Source organism: Novosphingobium sp. ERN07 (assembly GCF_012641335.1).
GTDB lineage: Bacteria > Pseudomonadota > Alphaproteobacteria > Sphingomonadales > Sphingomonadaceae > Novosphingobium.
This window is the reverse complement of sequence record NZ_JABAID010000026.1, coordinates 1-18209: the sequence shown is the minus strand read 5'-3', so window position 1 is coordinate 18209 and position 18209 is coordinate 1. Positions and strand designations below refer to the sequence as shown.

The 18209-nt window shown below is 61.2% G+C and carries 17 protein-coding genes and 1 pseudogene; all 18 read left to right on the top strand.

Annotated features, from left to right (window positions below):
* The first annotated feature begins 16 nt into the window (after positions 1-16).
* On the top strand, positions 17-424 hold the full coding sequence (locus HGI47_RS20060; protein ID WP_240950325.1) for a hypothetical protein: 408 nt from the start codon (positions 17-19) through the stop codon (positions 422-424).
* Positions 425-503: 79 nt separating this feature from the next.
* Positions 504-1715 carry a PepSY domain-containing protein gene (locus tag HGI47_RS20055; protein ID WP_168854554.1) on the top strand — a complete coding sequence of 404 codons (1212 nt, stop codon included), beginning with the start codon at positions 504-506 and terminating at the stop codon, positions 1713-1715.
* A complete protein-coding gene (locus tag HGI47_RS20050) occupies positions 1712-3862 on the top strand; it encodes a TonB-dependent siderophore receptor (RefSeq protein ID WP_168854553.1) in 2151 nt (716 codons plus the stop codon). Before HGI47_RS20055 ends, HGI47_RS20050 begins: the two co-directional genes overlap by 4 nt.
* A 26-nt stretch (positions 3863-3888) precedes the next feature.
* The gene (locus HGI47_RS20045) at positions 3889-4608 is read left to right on the top strand and encodes a superoxide dismutase (protein WP_168854552.1); all 720 of its coding nucleotides are present in this window, start codon (positions 3889-3891) and stop codon (positions 4606-4608) included.
* Between the two features lie 38 nt (positions 4609-4646).
* On the top strand, positions 4647-5498 hold the full coding sequence (locus HGI47_RS20040) for an MbnP family copper-binding protein (RefSeq protein WP_168854551.1): 852 nt from the start codon (positions 4647-4649) through the stop codon (positions 5496-5498).
* Positions 5499-5502: 4 nt separating this feature from the next.
* On the top strand, positions 5503-6693 hold the full coding sequence (locus HGI47_RS20035) for a methanobactin export MATE transporter MbnM (protein WP_206066322.1): 1191 nt from the start codon (positions 5503-5505) through the stop codon (positions 6691-6693).
* Entirely contained in the window at positions 6690-7046 is a 357-nt protein-coding gene (locus HGI47_RS20030) for a copper resistance CopC family protein (protein WP_168854549.1), read from the top strand. The genes HGI47_RS20035 and HGI47_RS20030 overlap by 4 nt, the downstream gene beginning before the upstream one ends.
* A gap of 1 nt (position 7047) precedes the next feature.
* Positions 7048-8274 carry a copper chaperone PCu(A)C gene (locus tag HGI47_RS20025; RefSeq protein ID WP_168854548.1) on the top strand — a complete coding sequence of 409 codons (1227 nt, stop codon included), beginning with the start codon at positions 7048-7050 and terminating at the stop codon, positions 8272-8274.
* Between the two features lie 99 nt (positions 8275-8373).
* Positions 8374-8784: a DUF2946 family protein gene (locus HGI47_RS20020; protein WP_168854547.1), complete on the top strand. Its 411-nt coding sequence runs from the start codon at positions 8374-8376 to the stop codon at positions 8782-8784.
* 107 nt (positions 8785-8891) lie between these two features.
* Positions 8892-9422: a DUF2244 domain-containing protein gene (locus HGI47_RS20015; protein WP_168854546.1), complete on the top strand. Its 531-nt coding sequence runs from the start codon at positions 8892-8894 to the stop codon at positions 9420-9422.
* Between the two features lie 4 nt (positions 9423-9426).
* Complete coding sequence (locus HGI47_RS20010; protein WP_168854545.1) at positions 9427-9624, top strand: hypothetical protein; 198 nt, start codon at positions 9427-9429, stop codon at positions 9622-9624.
* 42 nt (positions 9625-9666) lie between these two features.
* On the top strand, positions 9667-11748 hold the full coding sequence (locus tag HGI47_RS20005; RefSeq protein WP_168854544.1) for a TonB-dependent siderophore receptor: 2082 nt from the start codon (positions 9667-9669) through the stop codon (positions 11746-11748).
* Entirely contained in the window at positions 11748-12647 is a 900-nt protein-coding gene (locus HGI47_RS20000; protein WP_168854543.1) for a DJ-1/PfpI family protein, read from the top strand. Before HGI47_RS20005 ends, HGI47_RS20000 begins: the two co-directional genes overlap by 1 nt.
* Before the next feature lie 204 nt (positions 12648-12851).
* Positions 12852-14399, top strand: a complete 1548-nt coding sequence (locus HGI47_RS19995) for a HAMP domain-containing sensor histidine kinase (protein WP_168854542.1) — start codon at positions 12852-12854, stop codon at positions 14397-14399.
* On the top strand, positions 14366-15064 hold the full coding sequence (locus HGI47_RS19990) for a response regulator transcription factor (protein WP_370521805.1): 699 nt from the start codon (positions 14366-14368) through the stop codon (positions 15062-15064). The genes HGI47_RS19995 and HGI47_RS19990 overlap by 34 nt, the downstream gene beginning before the upstream one ends.
* A gap of 160 nt (positions 15065-15224) precedes the next feature.
* Complete coding sequence (locus tag HGI47_RS19985; RefSeq protein WP_168854541.1) at positions 15225-17081, top strand: methanol/ethanol family PQQ-dependent dehydrogenase; 1857 nt, start codon at positions 15225-15227, stop codon at positions 17079-17081.
* 143 nt (positions 17082-17224) lie between these two features.
* Positions 17225-17905 (top strand): pentapeptide repeat-containing protein, encoded by a 681-nt coding sequence (locus HGI47_RS19980; protein WP_168854540.1) that lies wholly within the window; start codon positions 17225-17227, stop codon positions 17903-17905.
* Between the two features lie 75 nt (positions 17906-17980).
* Positions 17981-18118 (top strand): annotated as a pseudogene (locus HGI47_RS19975) (IS481 family transposase); the annotation flags it as partial.
* Positions 18119-18209: the final 91 nt, after the last annotated feature.

The window sequence follows — 18209 nt, the reverse complement described above, 5'->3', positions numbered from 1 at the left end:
GGCTAGCGGCCTTCCCATGAATCGGCTGCGCCGCCTTGCTTTCAGCAATCGCGTTTTCGCCTGCGCCTTGATCGCGCTGGCGTTGGCGATGAAGCTTGCGGTGCCTGCCGGGTTCATGCCGGTGATGTCTGGCGGGCAAATCGTCGTCGCCATGTGCTCGGGCAGTGGTCCGATGACTATGGCGATTGCCATTCCGGGGCTGAAGCAGGGCAAATCCGAAAGCGGTGGTGAGCATGACAAGGCGGATGCGCCTTGTGCCTTTGCCGGGCATTCTGTGCCTTCGCTGGGCGCGATGCCGGAATTGCTGCTGGCCGTGGCGATGGCCTTCATCGTTGCGCTGGGCTTGCGGCCGCTGGCGTTCCCGGCTTCGCCAGAGCCACCTTATCTACGCCTACATTTGAGAGCACCACCGGCTCAAGCCTGATCGCGATCACCGCCTGAGCGGCCGTGCGCTTTTGCGTCGCTGCTCTCGCATTTGCGTCTGCTTGCCGAGTTTCATTTCCATGACCAACCGTGCTCCCGCGTCTGCAGCGAACGTGCGTCCGGCTGACTGTCGGCGTACTCCCGCCTTCGCCATCCTGCTGCGCCAGTTCCACCTGTGGTTGGGCCTGACGCTGGGCGGTCTGTTCGCGCTCGTTGCGCTGCCAGGATCGGCCCTTGTCTATTACATCGAGATCGACGCCGCGCTTCATCCCGAAATCAGCCAGCCCGCCACCGGCACAGCGCCCGGGTGGGAATCGAAGGTCTGGCAGACGGCGCTCGAAACGGGGCGCAGGCACTGGTACGATACGGACGGCAAATGGTCGTTCGAGGTTACCGGCACCGCCGGAGCAATCCCCGCGCGCTACTATCCTGCTGCCCACGCTGGGCACCACGCCCCGCGCCAAATGGTGTGGTTCTCTGCCGATGGTTCGCGTGTCTTGCGGGCAGAGCCGTGGGGCGGCTATCTGATGAGCTGGCTCTATGAGCTGCACATGGATCTGCTGGCGGGTGAAACCGGCACGCAGATCGTGGGCTGGTCTGGCATTGCCATGCTCTTGCTGCTCATCAGCGGGGTCTGGGTATGGTGGCCGCGCGGATCGTGGCGCAAAGCACTGGCATTCAAACGTAGCGCCGCGCCGATCCGCCGGTTGCGCGATCTCCACAAGCTTTCGGGCCTGTGGAGCATGGTGCTGCTGTTCATCCTCGCAGGCACGGGTGTCCTGCTGGCACTTCCGACCGTGAAGACGCAACTGCTGACCGCCACCATCGTAGCACCGGATGAAGTCCCCGATCCGCGATCGAGCGCATCCGATGGCCAGCAGATACCGATCCTTGCGGCATTGGCCGCTGCCCGCAGAGCCATCCCTGACGCGCGCGTCGTCTTCATCGATGTGCCGGGCAGGGGGCCAGACCCGATCCGCGTGCGTGTTCAGGTGCCGGGTGACCCGCACGCACGCTTCCCCGGCAGCTTTATCTTCGTAGACCAGTATTCCGGCCGTGTGCTGGCGGTTCACGATGTCCGCAACGGCAACGCCGCCACCACCACGGCCAAGTGGATTCGCGTCCTGCACGATGGCTCCATTGCCGGAAACGCCACGCGCATTCTTGCCATCCTCATGGGTTTCGTGCCGCTCACACTGTTCGTGACCGGCATCTTGCACTGGCGCAAACGGCTTCGCCGCCGCGCTCAATCACCATCATTGCACACAAAGAAAACAGGGAATTCCAAGTGAAGTCATCGTTTATTGCCATCGCCGCCTGCCTCATCGCTTCGCCCGCGTTTGCCGACGAAGCCGAGGATGCGACACAGCGCCGCGCGCGCGAAGCCATCGTCGTCACCGGGCAAAAGCTCGAGCAGGCCAGCGACGTTTCAGGCCGACTTGGCCTGACCATCCGCGAAACGCCTGCCGTGGTTGATATCGTCACCCAGCAGGACTTCCAGATCCAGGGCGTCCGCTCCGCCATCGAAGCAATGAACGCCGCGCCGGGGGTATCATCGGGAAATCTTCCGGGATCAATCGGATCAGTCTCGATGCGCGGGTTCCACCGTGCCGTAAACTACCTCTACGACGGCGTTCGCATGGCCAATTCCGATGTAGGCCTGCGCAATTGGGATGCTTGGTCATTCGAACGGATCGAGGTCATCAAGGGGCCAGCCTCGGTGACATCGGGCGAGGGCGCGCTGGCGGGCGCGATCAACTTCGTGCCGCGCCGCGCAAACCTTGACGCGACAAGCGGGGAAGTTCTGGCAAGTTATGGCAGCTTTGATACGGCACGCCTTGCCGCCGACGTGAACCTGCCGCTGGGCGAAACGGTGGCCATGCGCGGCGATGTATCCTATTCGCGCTCGTCCGGCTGGGTTGACGATACCGACAGCCAGACGTTCGCCGCCACCGGTTCGCTGCTTTATCGCCCAGCGGAACGCTTCTCGCTCGTCGTTTCGGTCGATCACTTCGCCGACCGCTTCAAGACTGCCTATTACGGGACGCCCGTGGTTTCGCGCGCGGTGGCGCGTGATCCCTCGTCAGCAGTTTCGGGCAGCTCGGGCCTCGTGCTCGACAAGGCAATGCGCCGGACCAACTTCAACTATACCGACGGGAAGGACAGCTCGAACACCACATGGCTGCGCGCTCGCGCCGAATACGAACTGACGGACACGCTGAAGATTGTCAGCGACACTAGCTGGTATGACAGCTTCCGCGATTACCGCGCGGGAGATGAATACGCCTTCAATACCACTACCGGACTGATCGGGCGCGGCGCGACCTTCATCAGCCACGATCACCAGTACTGGAACCAGCGCCTGCATCTTGCTTTCGACGGCCAGATTGCAGGTCTGCGTAATCGCCTGACCATCGGGGCGGAATATGGCGAAACCGACTTCTTTACCGTGCGCCGTTTCGGCACGGGTACAGCGCTCGATCCGTTCAATCCTGTTCGCGGAACGTTTCCCGCTGACACGCCTGCCAATTTCGGCACCCGTCAGGACGTGACCGCAAACGTGGATGCGCTGGCCTTCTTTGCCGAAGACGCGCTCAACCTGACCGATGAATGGCTGGTGGTCGGCGGCATCCGCTATGACGATGTCAGGCTTGATCGCCGCGTGCTCAATGTCACCAGCGGCGCGGTCCAGACGTATGGGCAGGACTATCACCCGATCTCGTGGCGCGTGGGCACGGTCTACAGCGTAACTCCCAAGACACAGCTCTTCGCGCAATACACTTATGCCGTCACACCGGTCAGCGGCCTGCTGTTCCTCAGCGCAACCAATGCCAGCTACAAGCTGACGACCGGCCACTCTTATGAGGCGGGGATCAAGTCCTCGCTGACCGGAACCGGCGTGGAACTGACAGCTTCGGTCTACAACGTCCAGCAGAACGACATCCTGACGCGCGACCCGACCAATCCTGCGGTCGTATTCCAGGGCGGCAAGTTGCGCTCGCGCGGGGTTGAGATGTCGCTCAACTTGCCGGTCACGCCCGAACTCAATGTGACGGCCAGCGGAACCCTGCTCGACGCCGAATACCTCGAACTGATCGAGGCGGGCGGCCTGAACCGTAAGGGCAACCGGCCACAAAACGTGCCCGAGCAGCTTGCCGATCTAGTCGTTACCTGGGCTCCCAAGGCGCTGCCGATCACGCTGGTCGGCAGCGTGCGGCACAACGGCGATTTCTATACCGAGACGGCAAACGTCACGAAGGTCAACGCCTTCACCACGTTTGACGCTGCCGTTTCGTGGAATGCGCCCTTCGGCACGCTCACGCTGCGAGGGCGCAATCTGACCGACGAATTCTATGCCGACTGGTCGGGTTATGCCTCCGGCCTCGTCTTCGTGGGCGCGCCGCGCAGCGTCGAAGTTTCCTTCACCCGAAAGTTCTGAGGTTCGCCGCTTCAAGGAGATCACCGATGCGTAATCTTGCCCTTCTCACCATCGTCGCAGCATCCATTCCAGTGGGTGTCTGCGCACAAACGGCGAATATCACTGCTCCTCAAAGTTCCGCTTTTAGTCTGCCTGACTTGCCCTATGCGGCAGGTGCGCTGGAACCGGCCATTGATGCGCAGACGATGACGATCCACCATGACCGGCACCACAAGGCCTATGTCGATGCGCTGAACAAGGCGGTGAATGAAACGCCAGCGCTTGCGGCCAAAGCGCTGGCCCAGATCGTTGCGATGGCAGGCACACTGCCGCCGGTCATCCGCAACAATGCCGGTGGGCACTGGAATCACAGCTTTTTCTGGCAAACGATGGCGCCGCCGCTCGAAGCCGGACACCCGTCGCCTACGCTGAAGGCCGCAATCGAGCGCGACTTTGGTTCGCTCGACCAGTTCAAGGCTGCCTTCCGCGCAGCCGGGACGGGCCGATTTGGTTCGGGCTGGGTCTGGCTGATCGTAAAGCGCGATGGAAAGCTGGCGATCACCTCGACACCCAATCAGGACAATCCGCTCATGGACGTTGCGGAGATGAAAGGCACCCCGATCCTGGGCAACGACGTTTGGGAACATGCCTATTACCTGAAGTATCAGAACCGCCGCGCCGACTACCTTGATGGCTGGTGGCAAGTGGTGAACTGGAACCGCGTCTCCACCCGATTTGCCGATGCCATCGCGAAGACTGGCAACTGACATTCCCACACAGCAAACTGACACCAAGGAACCACATCATGCGCCACATTCTGATCCAGACTGCCGCTTTGGCCGCGGTCGCGTTCGCTTCGCCAGTTCAGGCTGCACAACCCGTTGAAATCCGTTTCGATGCTCGCGTTGGGAATGAGCCTGCGCGCTGCGGACAGGCTTATGCCAATGTCGGCACGGCCAAGGCCGGGCTGCGGTTTCAGGATATCCGGTTCTACGTGTCGGCGGTGAAGCTGATCGATACGAAGGGCGCAGAAGTGCCTGTTACGCTGACGCCCGATGACCAGTGGCAGAGCGATCTCGTCACCCTGCTCGATTTCGAAGATGCCACCGGTAACTGCAATGGCAATGCGGGCACCAACATGGTCGTGCGCGGCACGGTCCCTGACGGAACCTATCGCGGTCTCGTGTTCGACATCGGTGTTCCGCAAATGGTCAACCATCAGGATCCCACACTGGCCGCCGCGCCGCTGAACGTCACGGCGATGACCTGGCCTTGGCGGATCGGCTACAAGTTTACCGGAGTAGACATGGAAACCAGCGGCGGCAGCGGCGGACCCAATGCCGCAACCGGCTTTTCCATCCATCTGGGCAGCACGAACTGCGGCGAAGGATCGCCGATGACCGCGCCGAGCGCGCCCTGCGCCAATCCCAACCGGCCACAGTACCGCCTTGCCGGCTTCGATCCTGCGAAGACGAAGGTCGTGCTTGATATTGGCGCATTGCTTGCCGCGACGGACATCACCGTGAACGCGCCCAAGTCTGCTTCGGGTTGCATGTCCTTCCCCGGTGATGCCGATTGCGTGGCTGTGATGGACCGGCTTGGGCTGCCTTTCGATGGAAAGCCATCTGCCGGGCAAAAATGGGTCAGCGCGGAGTAGGCCGGTGAAGCGCGCGTCAACATGGGCATTGCTGCTGGCGGCGGGCCTTGCCTGCGCCAGCGTCTTGCACGCTCAACAGAATGCGGCAGGCCTCCAGCCGATTGACGCGCTGGTGTCCAGCCGGTTCGACTTTGGCTTGCCTGCTTGGGCCCCCAAGCCTCTCGAACCGGCGGCGAACCCCACCACGCTAGCCAAAGTCGAACTCGGCCGGCACCTTTTCTATGACACGCGCCTGTCCGCCGATGGTTCAATGTCCTGCGAAAGCTGCCATCTGCAGGAGCGCGCCTTTACGGATGGTAGGGCTGTGTCGGAGGGTGTGACCGGCCAGCAGACGCCGCGCAATTCGATGACCCTTGTCAATGTCGCCTATTTCCCCGTGCTCACCTGGGCCAATCCGCTTTTGCGGCATCTGGAACAGCAGGCGTTGGTCCCGCTGATCGGGCAGGAGCCGGTCGAGCTGGGCCTTGCGGGCAAGGAAGCACAGATGGTGAAGCACCTTGCCGCCGAGCCGATCTACCGCAAGCTATTTGCCGAAGCATTTCCCGAAGCCAATGGCGAGATTTCGTTGGCAACGGTGGTGCGGGCCTTGTCTGCCTTCCAGCGCTCGATCATATCGGTGCGATCACCCTATGATCGCTATCGCTATGAGGGCGATGTCGATGCTGTGTCGGACGCCGCCATCCGGGGAGAGGCGCTGTTCTTTTCCGAACGGCTCGAATGCCATCATTGCCACAATGGCCTGAACTTCGCCGATACCGTGCTGCACGAACGCAACAAGACGGGCGAGATCGCTTTTCACAACACCGGCCTGTATAATCTTGATGGCAAGGGCGCCTATCCTGCGGATAACACCGGGATCATGGAGATTACCGGACGTGCTGAAGACATGGGCCGCTTCCGCGCGCCCAGCCTGCGTAACGTGGCTGTCACCGGACCCTATATGCACGATGGGTCCATAGCCACGCTGGACGAGGTGATCGATCACTATGCGGCTGGCGGGCGCACCATTGCAAAAGGGGCGCATACCGGGGTTGGCCGCACCAATCCGCTCAAGAGTTCCTTTCTGCCCGGCTTTGCGCTCTCGGCAGAGGAGCGCGCGGATCTGCTGGCCTTTCTGAATACGCTGACCGATGATCAGGTGCTGCGCGATCCGCGCTTTTCCAACCCTTGGCTTGAAAAGGACAACGCGAAATGAGCAGACTGTTCAAAGCGACGCTTGCCATCGCTTTGCTCACCGTGCCGACAAGCTTGGCCGCACACACTGCCCTGCGCAGTTCCGGCCCGGCCAGCGGCAGCGTGCTCGAACAATCGCCGCCAGCGCTGACGCTGACCTTTCTCGAACCGGCAACGTTGACCTCGCTCACGCTCGTCAACGCATCGGGCGAACGTAGACTACCTTTTGCTCCGCGTACCAAGGGGCGGACGTTCACTTCCCCCAAGCCGGTTCTGGTGCGCGGACGCAACGAAGTGCGCTGGCGGGCGCTATCGCAGGACGGCCATGTCGTGGAAGGCAGCCTGATCATCGTCATACGCCCACCCCGGTCCTGATATGCTGGAAGCCACCGCCGCTGTACTGAAAGGCCTTGGCTATGCCGCCACGTTGATCGCGGCGGGGCCGGTGCTGGCCGCGGCGACGCTGCGCAACGTGCCCAGTGCGCCAAACCTTGTGTGGTCGGCTGGCGTCGCGCTGGCCATGACCGCCGCTAGCGCGGCATGGTTGTTCCTGCTGCGTCTTGGCGGACAGGCCGATGTAGTATCGATGGAAGCGATTTTCCTGTCGCCACTGGGCGTTGCCCTCAGCCTGCAGTTTGCAGGCGGACTGTGGTTAGCAGCTTTGGTCAGGGGCAAACTGGCTCTGCCCGGCGCGATCATGGTCGTCGCAGCGTTCGGCATCGTCGGCCACGCTCCATCGAACGGTTCGCTCGCCGCTGCGCTGGTCATGCTCCATGTCGTGTGCGTAACGTGGTGGTTCGGTGGCTTGTGTGTGCTGTTGCTGGCCAGTCACCGCCGCGGGGCGACCGAACTCGGTGAACTCGCCGCGCGATTCAGTCGGCAAGCGATTGTCGTCGTCGCGCTGCTTGTGGCAGCAGCACTCACCCTGTCGGCCATTCTTGCAAATTTCAGGTTTGATCCTGCCAGTGACTATCAGCGTGGCCTGTTGGTCAAGTCCGCTCTGTTGCTGGGCCTGCTTGCGTTGGCATCCGTCAACAAGCTGTCGCTTACCCCACGACTGGCCGTGCAGGCCGACGCACGCTCCTGGCTTCGTCGCGCCATCGCGCTGGAAATGGTCCTCTTCGCGGCCCTGATCGGCACAACATCGTGGCTCACGACCTACCAGTCCCCACACGACCATCGCGCCGGACCAAATGCCGCAGCGCCAATTGCCATCGTCGATGCTTGGGCACCGGCAATGCTGGGCGGAGCACGCACGGGAGCAGCGTACATGGTGATCACCAACAATCAGATTGCCGATGACACATTGCGCTCCGTCAGCAGCCCTTGGGCAGAGCAGGTCACGCTTCACACCTCTATCAGCGATGGACTTATCGCCCGGATGCGCAATTTGCCGAACTTGCCGATTGCAGCTGGAGCAAGTGTAACCTTGGCACCGGGCTCGCGCCATCTGATGTTCAGTGGTCTTTACGCACCGTTCGTCGCTGGTGACGTCATCCCCTTGACGCTGACTTTTGAAAAAGCGGGAGATGTTCAAGCTGCGATAATGGTGCTCCCGCTCGGCGAACGACCGGGAGATACACATGATCATGGTGAAATGTGATGGCACGATTGATCTGGATCAGTGTCGGACCCTGTTCCTTCGGGCAGCGCAAACCACGATGATGACATTCCGTCTCCTCCGCATTATGGCCGCGCCGTAATGACCCTGCTCCGCGCCTTCCTGCTGCAGCACCGCACACTGGCCTTCGTGCTGGTGGCGCTGGCACTGTGTATGAAGATCGCGGTGCCGACCGGGTTCATGATCGGTCAAAGCTCCAAGGTTCTGACCATCCAGATCTGCGACGATGCCTTCGGCAATCACGCGGTCAAGCAGATCGCCGTGCCGCTGAAGGATGCCCAAAGCGAGGGCGGCAGTATGGGCGAGAAGGCCAAGGGCGAATGCCCTTTTACGTCGCTTTCGATGGCGACGCTTGGCGGAGCCGATCCGGCCTTACTCGCGCTGGCTTTGGCTTTCATCATCGCGCTGGGCTTTGCGCCTGCCACCATTCCCTCACCACAGCGGGTCTTCCACCTGCGTCCGCCACTGCGCGGACCGCCGGCGCTTGTCTGACATTTCACCCGCCTGCAGGCTCTGTGCCCGCTGGCTGATTGATTTGTTGGACCGGTCGGCGTCGCGTGCCTTCCCATGCGCGCCGGCCACCCCGGAGCGCCATTCTCATGTACGAACTGCAATGCCGTCCTGCCGGGCGGCCCTGGGCCACGAAGGCCCGCACTGCCGATGTTGCCGCGCAAGCGGACGATAGCCAACCACTGATCCTGCATATGCGCGAGAACCGCTCGCACCTCTCCCGCGAGGCGCGGCTGTGTTTTGCCGTGATCGGCCTGCTGTTCATGGTCACCAGCATCGGGCCTGCGCTGCAAGGCCACTGGCTGGTGCCTGCCTTTTCAATCGGCGCAATGGCCGCGCTCACCTTTGCGCTCGACCGTCACAGCGCGCAGAGGCCTGCCAGCGAAACGCTGGAACTGGCCGATGGCCGCGTCAGCCACCGCGACAGCGCCGGGAGTCAGGTCGAACTTCCCGCCTATTGGCTGCGCCTCACCACAGAAAGCCGCAACCCTTCGGACTTGCGCCTGATCCTGAGCGGGCGCGACGGCGCTATCGAGTTCGGTCGCTGCCTCAGCCTCGATGAACGCCGCAAAGTTGCACCTCTGGTGGCCGAAGCGCTTGCCCGCACACGGGGGCGCTAGGGCCATGAGCATCCTGACCCTTTCCGCAGAGCGCCATCGGCGCCTTTGCCACTTTCGCCGCAATGCGTGGACGGCGGTGCTGCTTTGCGCCGTGCTGCGCCTTGCAGACACTTCTCTCGGTCTCGGTCTGATCGAGCCGACCGCCGCCACCGTCGCTTCCGAAGCAAACGGCAAGGCTACAGTCTTTCTGCCTGCCGACTGAGCCATTCAAATCCACCAATCACACTGAAAATCGGGGAGTATCATGAGGACATCATTCATCGCGCTTGGCTGCGCCCTTGCCAGCGCCGCACCGGCCTTTGCTCAGGAAGCACCTCAGGCTTCGGGCTGGACGCCGGACGTTATCGTCGTGACCGGGGCGCGGGCCAGTTACGAACAACCCGATGGCGTCAGCGCCACACGCACGGCAACGCCGGTCGAGAAGGTGCCGCAATCGGTCCAGTCGCTCACACGCAAGCTCATCGAGGATCAGGATCTGCAGACCCTTTCCGATGCGCTGGTCAACGTCTCGGGCGTGGTGCCCAACGGTGTCGAGCAATCGGTGCTGCAGCCCACGCTAGTGCGCGGGTTTGCGGTCAATTACTACATCGACGGCGTGCCGACCTATCAGCTTCCGGCCAGCGTCGGTGATCCAGGCACGCTGGTCAATGTCGAGCGAATCGACGTCGCCAAGGGGCCGACTGCCACACTCTACGGTGGCGGTGCCGGTGCGCCGCTGTCCGGGATAATCAATCTGGTATCGCGCGATCCTTATGACCGGCTCGGCGTCAAGGTCACCGGTCGCGCTGGGTCGTTCGGCACCGTCGGCGGCGAAGCTGATGTCAATCTGCCGATTGCGACTGGCGTCGCCCTGCGCGTGACCGGAATGATCGACAGTGCGGACAGCTTCATCGATTTCGTAAGCCGTGATCGCAAGGCGATCTTCCCCACGCTCGCGGTTGGTTTTGGTTCCGACACAACGCTTACAGTGCGCGGTCGCTACAGCCGTGTTGAGCAGACCGAATATGCCGGTCTGCCGGTTTCGCTACTCGAACCTGTCGCGCTGATTGATCGTAATGTCTATGCCGGGTCACGCGACATGCCGCGGACCTGGATCGAGAACAAGGGCGTCACCGGCTCGCTTACGCATCGCCTGTCTGATCGTGTCGAAGCGAACCTGACCGTGGCGCGGGCCATTACCGGGTTCGAGGAGCGCGGCAGCTTCCCGTTCGGTCAGATCTCCGGGACGGTTTACAACTTCGGTACGGCATTTCTGCCATCCGAAAGCAGGAAGACCTTTGCCACCGGCAGTTTGACAGCGCGCATTGGCGATGGTCCGATACGCCAGACGATCCTTGTCGGCGTCGACTATGATGCCACCGACTATTATGGCGCAATGTTCTTCAATCCCGTCTGGGCAGTGATCGACTTCGTCAATCCGCTGCCCGCGCCGAGCTTCGCTGGCGATCCGGGTTTCTTCTTCGATCAGAATGACCGGCTGCGCAGCATCGCCGCTTTTGCACAGGACCAGATCGCAATCGGCGACCGGCTTGATGTGACACTCGGTGCGCGCTGGACGCGGATCAAGGTGCGCAGCAATGTCGGCGTGACGACCGAGGATACCGCAGAAAAGATCACCCCCCGCATCGGCGCTACGCTCCGCCTGGTCGATGGCCTGTCGCTGTTCGGCGGTTATGCCGAAGGGTTCCAAGGGGTCGTCGGTGGCGGTCTCTATACCATCGTGCCCAAGCCCGAGACTTCTCAGGCGTGGGAAGGCGGTTTCAAGTTCGCCTCACCGATCAAGGGCCTCACCGGCACCGCATCGCTCTACCGCATCACCCGCCAGAACGTGGTGACTGCCGATCCGACGATCCCGTTTACCAATGTCCAGACCGGTGAGCAGCGCGCACAAGGAGCCGAACTTGACCTGATCTACGAGCCGACCCCGTCCTTCTCGCTGCTGTTCAACTATGCCTATACCGATGCAAAGGTGACACGCGACAATACCCTGCCGGTCGGTGACCGGCTGCGTGCGGTGCCAGCGCACAGCGGAAGATTTGCGGCGCGGTACCGCTTCACTGGTGGCGCGCTCAAGGGCTTTGCACTCGGCGGCGGCGTCACTGCATTTTCAAGGCGCGAACTGACGCTGCCCAACACCGTGTCGATAAAGGGGCTGACGCTGGTTGATGCACAGGCTTCTTATGATCTTGGGCCGGTGTCGCTGGGCCTGTCGGTGGCCAATCTTCTGGGCAGCAACGGATTGGAGCCATATCAGTATTTCGGCGGCCCCTACGTGATCCCGACGCAACCGCGCTCTGCCTTCCTCACGCTCAAAGGAGGGTTCTGATGGAATCCAATCGTCGCAACATCCTGCGCGGCATGGCCGGTGCTGCCCTTGCTGCTCCGGCCCTTGCGCAGCAGGCCCTCGCTCAGGCGTCAGGCACTAACAACGGCGCTGCTCCAACAGCACCTGTTAACCCAAATGGCGCCAATCCCAGCGCCGCCGAACAAAAGGTCATGGCTGACCAGCACATGCAGACCATGCAGCGCGTGCTCGGCCCTGGTCTTTGGGGGCAGGAACAGATCGCCATGCTGGTCTACCCGAAGTTCACTGCGCTCGATCTGGTCGGCCCACATTATTTCCTCGCCTGCCTGTTCGGCGCGAAAGTCCACCTCGTTACCACGGAGAAGGACCTCGCGCCGGTTGCTTCCGATCTCGGCCTTGCCATCCAGCCCACGGTGATGATGGCCGACGCGCCCAAGGACCTCGACGTCCTGTTCGTGCCCGGCGGCACCGAAGGCACGCTTTCGGTTATGGCGCGTGTCGATACGATGGCGTGGATCAAGGACCGGGCCTCTCGCGCAAGGTACGTGACCAGCGTCTGCACCGGCTCGATGGTGCTGGCCAAGGCCGGCCTGCTCAAGGGAAAGCGCGCCACCTCGCATTGGGCTGCGCGTGAGGCGCTCAAGGATTTCGGCGCCATTCCGGTGGACGGACGCGTTGTCAGCGATGGCAACGTGCTGACCGGTGCAGGCGTCACCGCAGGAATGGACTTCGCCATCGCCCTTGCTGAGAAGCTGCGTGGCCGCGCCTACGCCGAAGCGCTATTGCTGCAGGGTGAATATGCCCCCGAACCGCCCATCAGGGGCGGCACGCTTGCAACCACCCCGCCACCGGTGCGCGACATGATGGCGGCCATGTTCGCACCGATTGAAGAGCAGTTCCGCGCGATGGCTCCCGGCTGACCCCTCGAAAAACGAGCTGGGAAGATCGCTAGCTGTGCAGCCGTTCTTTCCCGGCTGTCTTTTTTCCCTCCTAAGCCCACTTCAGTTGGCGCACGTCCAAAGCGGCTGGTCCGCGTAAGCAAACATGTCAGCCGACCTGAAGTTTGGCACCTTCTGCCGATATAGAAGAACCTGCCCACAGGGCAGGTTTTGGCCCGGGTCGTCTTGGCATTTGATGCGAATCGCTTCATCTTCTTGGCGTTAGCCCGGATTGCGCGTTTGCCAGACAAGATTGACAGCCAAGAACCTACGATGCGCATTGAATTGCCGATAAGTTCGCGCGCACTGCTAATCAGCACGATGGTGCTGATTGCTTGGGCAATGATAGCCGTCACTGGCGCTACCATGTGGTCCCAGCACGTGAACCAATCGCTGTCTTTGCGCGCCGATATGGCATACCGCCAAGCCATGCTGGTGGCGCAGCTCGAACTTGCATCGATCGACGCCGAAAGCAGCAGCGATCGTGATCCTGCCGCGCTATCGCACATCGCCGCGCAGTATATCGCTACGATCAAGGAAGAAGCTGCACTGCTTGAGGACAAGCAGCCAGAGGCTGAACTGCAGGCCGGTGAACTGCGCGCGGCCCATAATCTGGTCCAAGCGCTTGACGGCAATGCTTCTGGCAAGCTGGATCGCCTACATGCACGGCAACTGGCTCGTGCAATTGCTGCGCGCGAGTTTCAGGAAGCGGCGCAAGCGCGCAGTGCAGCAAACGCAGCTTCCATAAGGACTCGTAACATCGTGATCGCGGTGGCTTGCGTCATGCTCTTGGTGCCGGTCGGGCTTATGGCAGTCTTCCGGCGTCAATTGCTGCTGCCGTTGCGCCAATTGGAAATTGCAACGCGCGAACTGGCTGCAGGACGTTCCACCGATCGGCTACCGCCCAAGGGTTTGATCGAAATCAGGGCCTTGGTGGCGTGTTTCAATTCCATGAGTGCAGCCGTTGAAACGCGCGTGGCCGAAAGAACGCGGGATATTGAGCGCGCGAATGCAGAATTGGCTGCTGTGGATGGACGACGGCGCCTGTTTCTGTCGAAGGTCAGCCACGAATTGCGAACCCCGGTAACGGCGATCCGCGGCGAAGCTGAGGTGTCCCTGCGGCATGGCGGGCGGCCGGACAATATGCGCGACGCCTTGATCCACATCGAACAGAATTCCGTTTTTCTCCAGCGTCGTCTCGACGACTTGCTGCTTTTGGCAAAAGCGGCTGACGCCGGACTGCCACTTCGCAAGGCAAGCGTCGACGTCGTGGCACTGGCGCGCAATGCATGCGATCTGACGGCAGCCTATGCGCTGACCAGTTCTGTGGAAATTGTGTTCTGCGATGCGACACCAACGCGCACTGACCACGAGGGCGTATCTGGGGATGGTGACCGACTTCAACAGGCCGTCGTCGCGGTAATTGATAATGCCATCAAGTTCTCACCACTAGGCGGCACCGTCCGGGTTGCTGTGGAGTTTGCGACAGACGCTGCGACCTTGTCGGTAACGGACGAAGGTCCGGGTGTGCATGAACCCGAACTCTTGCACATCTTCGATCCGTACGTGCAAGGCAAGGCAGGTCGATCACTGGGCGGGACCGGTTTGGGGCTTTCGCTTGCTCGCTGGATCGTGGAAGCACATGATGGAACAATTGCCGCAAACAATGTGGGCAACGAAGAAATCGGGACAGAGGGATTGTGCGTGACAATGCGCCTGCCGATCGCGGGCTGAACATTCTGCTGGTGGAGGATGACGCCGGGATTGGACGGTTCATCCACCGCGGACTTCAGGCTGAAGGCTACAAGGTCGAGTGGCAAACGCTCGGTCGGCGAGCCCGGACTCGTCTTGCCTCTGGGTTATTTGATGCGGTCATCCTCGATCTTGGACTTCCTGATGCCGATGGGGCGGAGCTTTGCCGCGAGGCACGCGCCAACGGCGTGGATGTTCCGATTTGCATGCTGACTGCACGTGCTGAATTGGAAGACAAGCTCGAAGGGTTCAGGTGCGGGGCCGACGACTATGTTACCAAGCCGTTCTCGATGGACGAATTGCTGGCGCGGCTGTCTGTCATGATCTTTCGGGGGGCGGCCAGAAATCCGGGGCGCATCACTGTAGGTGAACTTGTGCTCGACTTGCCGGGCCGCACCGTGCTCGTGGGTGGAGAGCGGCTGAATTTTAGCAAGCGCGAGTTTGATCTTCTGCACTGCCTGGCCCGGCAGGCAGGCCGGGTCGTGTCCCGTTCTCACCTGCTCGACGAGGTATGGGGAAGTAGTGCCGACGTTTCGGAAAACACCGTCGATGTCTACGTTGGATACGTGCGGCGTCATCTGGTGCGTTCTCCGGTATCGCCTCGCCTCGAAACCGTTCGCGGAGTGGGATTTCTGCTCCGATCTTAGACCAAAGCACGAGCGATCATGAGAGTATTCTCAGGAAACTCTCAGGACAGTCTCACAAAGCGCCTCGTAATCTGCCCTTCGGCCGCAATGATTTCGACCACGAAATCTCGGACCTGCGCAAGGGGAAATCATCCTTGCGCCGATTGGTGAGGAGGATGACATGACTGGATGGCGGGGGCGTCTTTTGGCCTCAACAGTGGCGCTGCTGACGGCGGCACCGGTGCTGGGTCAAGGCCCGGCTCAGAAGCACGACTTCAAGCTTCCGGGCGTAACCTGGGAAGATATCGCGAACGACGAAAAGACGACCGACAACGTCTTGATGTATGGTCTTGGCGTCCGCGCCCAGCGTTACAGCACGCTCGACCAGATCAACGCAACCAACGCCAAGAAGGTCGTGCCGAAGTGGGTATTCTCCTTCGGTGACGAGCGCCAGCGTGGGCAGGAAAGTCAGGCGCTGTTCTATGACGGTGTGATCTATGTGACCGGCTCCTACAGCCGGGTTTTCGCACTCGATGCGAAGACGGGTAAGAAGATCTGGTCCTACACCGCACGATTGCCGGATGACATCCGTCCTTGCTGCGACGTGGTGAACCGCGGTGCAGCAATCTACGGCGACAAGATCTTCTTTGGCACGCTTGATGCTGGAATGGTCGCACTGGATCGCAAGACCGGCAAGGTCGTTTGGAACAAGAAGTTCCAGGACCACAAAGCTGGCTACACGATGACCGGCGCGCCCACCATCGTGAAGGACAAGAAGACCGGCCGCGTCATGCTGATCCACGGATCGTCCGGTGACGAATTTGGCGTTGTGGGCGAACTCTACGCGCGCGATCCCGATACCGGCGAGGAAATCTGGATGCGGCCGATGGTTGAAGGTCATCAGGGTCGCCTCAACGGCAAGCCTTCCAGCTTCACCGGCGACCCCAAGGCTCCAAGCTGGCCCAACGACAAGGATGGTAAGAAGGTCGAGGCGTGGAATCATGGCGGCGGTGCGCCGTGGCAGTCGGCCACGTACGACGACGCAACCAACACGATCGTGATCGGTACCGGCAACCCGGCGCCCTGGAACACGTGGAAGCGCTCGCCCGGCGACAGCCTTTATACTTCCGGCCAAGTGTATATCGAGCCGTCGACCGGCGAGCCAGTCGGCTTCTTTCAGCACACGCCGAACGATGCCTGGGACTTTTCGGGCAACAACCCGATCGTGTTGTTCGATCTGAAAAAGGACGGCAAGACGATCCGCGCTGGCGCCCATGCTGACCGCAATGGCTACTTCTTCGTCACGGATCTCGACAAACTGACAAAACGTGACGGCAAGATCAGCAAGCAGAAGGGCTCGGCCATTGCGATCCACCCGTTCGTCCCGGGCATTACGTGGGCGAGCAAATGGGATGTGGCAAACGGCCGTCCGATCGAGAACCCCGGCCAGCGCCCACCGCCTCCCAAGCCGGGCACGGACAAGGGCGAGGCGATCACGGTTACGCCAAACTTTCTGGGCGGCACCAATTGGATGCCGATGTCATACAACCCGGACACCAACCTGTTCTACATCCCGTCGAACGACTGGTCGGAAAGCTATTGGACCGAAAACGTCACGTACAACAAAGGTGCCGCCTATTTGGGCCAGGGTTTCCGGATTCGCCGCCAGTTTGATGATCACGTCGGGGTGTTGCGCGCTATCGATCCGCTGACCGGCAAGATCGCGTGGGAAGCCAAGGAAGAGTTGCCACTTTGGGGGGGCAACGTGACCACGAAGGGCAACATCGTCATTCAGGGCACCAGCGATGGCTTCGTGAAGATCTTCAACGCGAAAACCGGCGAGGAACTTTGGAAGTTCCAGACCGGATCTGGCGTGGTCTCGGTGCCGATCACCTGGGAGGCCGATGGCAAGCAGTACATCGGTCTTGCCTCGGGTTATGGCGGCGCGGTGCCGCTTTGGGGCGGCGATATGGCCGACCTGACCCGCACGGTTTCGCAAGGCGGTGCGTTCTGGGTCTTCGAATTGCCTGAAACCTGATTGTCTGCCGGGTTTGATGCCCGGACGACCAACCGGACGTGGGAAAGCCGCTTCCACGCAACTCCGCCCCGGACACGAACCGCCGCTTTGGCAACAGGTTGTGTCCGGGGATTTTTCCTGATCAGGACATAGGTGAGATTCTCATGCACCGCAGCCTTGGCATCTTGAGCGCCGGACTTGCAATCGCGTTCGGCATCACAACCGTTCCGGCAGTTGCTCAGCATGTGATCATCAATCGCGAGGAACGCCCCGATCCGTGGATCGAGGGTGATTGCAAGATCGTGCCCAAGGCGGAATGCGCCGGCGCAGATCTGCGTTTTGTCGATTTGGCGAACGCCGACCTTTCCGGCGCAGACTTGCGCGGTGCAAAACTTTCTCGCGCCAGTCTGCGCCATGCAAACCTGACCGGCGCCCGTCTCGATGGTGCCGATCTCGAAGGGAGCGATCTGTCGATGGCTTTCCTTAACGGAGCCGATCTACATGGTAGCAGTCTCCGGGGTTCCAATCTGGCCTTTGCAAGAGCTGGCAAAGCCAACTTCGACGATGCCGATCTGACCGCGGCAAACCTTGAGAAGGCCCTTCTCAAAGGCGCAACCTTTCGTCGCGCCAAGCTTGTGAACACAGATTTGCTCGAAGCGAAACTCTACGAAACCAACCTTGAAGGCGCCACGATGCAGCACGTTCGCTTGCGCTTCGCTGTCTTTCAGGATGCTTGGATGAAGAATTGCACTGGTTGCCCCGTCACCTGGCAATCGGGCGACACGGTCTGGCAAACCGAACAACGCGAACGCGCAAGGAACGGCCTGACCAACATTCAGGATTGAATTGTGCTCAACACCTAGTTGTTTAGTCCCGGCATTTGATGGTGCATTATTCAGCCAGAAATGGAAGGATGTGCTATGGGACAGATTTTACAGGGCAGCGCCCGCACGACAGAGGCGGTCCGTCGAGCGATACAGCATAGTCAAGAGAGCCTGAGGGTTTTGGCCAAGCGCCACGGTGTCAACCAGAAGACCGTCGCCAAGTGGAGTAAGCGCTGTGCGGCCCCCACCTTGCGCGGGTGATGCCCAGCGTTGAGCTTGCCGGGCCTGATTTGGGCCGAGGCGCTACTCCTATGATAATCCCGTG

Bases quoted from the DNA above. Each gene is read 5' to 3' on its own strand.
- HGI47_RS20025 (WP_168854548.1), top strand. From the start codon at position 7,048: ATGCTGGAAGCCACCGCCGCTGTACTGAAAGGCCTTGGCTATGCCGCC.
- HGI47_RS20045 (WP_168854552.1), top strand. From the start codon at position 3,889: ATGCGTAATCTTGCCCTTCTCACCATCGTCGCAGCATCCATTCCAGTG.
- HGI47_RS19980 (WP_168854540.1), top strand. From the start codon at position 17,225: ATGCACCGCAGCCTTGGCATCTTGAGCGCCGGACTTGCAATCGCGTTC.
- HGI47_RS20000 (WP_168854543.1), top strand. From the start codon at position 11,748: ATGGAATCCAATCGTCGCAACATCCTGCGCGGCATGGCCGGTGCTGCC.
- HGI47_RS19985 (WP_168854541.1), top strand. From the start codon at position 15,225: ATGACTGGATGGCGGGGGCGTCTTTTGGCCTCAACAGTGGCGCTGCTG.
- HGI47_RS20010 (WP_168854545.1), top strand. From the start codon at position 9,427: ATGAGCATCCTGACCCTTTCCGCAGAGCGCCATCGGCGCCTTTGCCAC.
- HGI47_RS20015 (WP_168854546.1), top strand. From the start codon at position 8,892: ATGTACGAACTGCAATGCCGTCCTGCCGGGCGGCCCTGGGCCACGAAG.
- HGI47_RS20030 (WP_168854549.1), top strand. From the start codon at position 6,690: ATGAGCAGACTGTTCAAAGCGACGCTTGCCATCGCTTTGCTCACCGTG.
- HGI47_RS20020 (WP_168854547.1), top strand. From the start codon at position 8,374: ATGACCCTGCTCCGCGCCTTCCTGCTGCAGCACCGCACACTGGCCTTC.
- HGI47_RS20005 (WP_168854544.1), top strand. From the start codon at position 9,667: ATGAGGACATCATTCATCGCGCTTGGCTGCGCCCTTGCCAGCGCCGCA.
- HGI47_RS20040 (WP_168854551.1), top strand. From the start codon at position 4,647: ATGCGCCACATTCTGATCCAGACTGCCGCTTTGGCCGCGGTCGCGTTC.
- HGI47_RS20060 (WP_240950325.1), top strand. From the start codon at position 17: ATGAATCGGCTGCGCCGCCTTGCTTTCAGCAATCGCGTTTTCGCCTGC.
- HGI47_RS20055 (WP_168854554.1), top strand. From the start codon at position 504: ATGACCAACCGTGCTCCCGCGTCTGCAGCGAACGTGCGTCCGGCTGAC.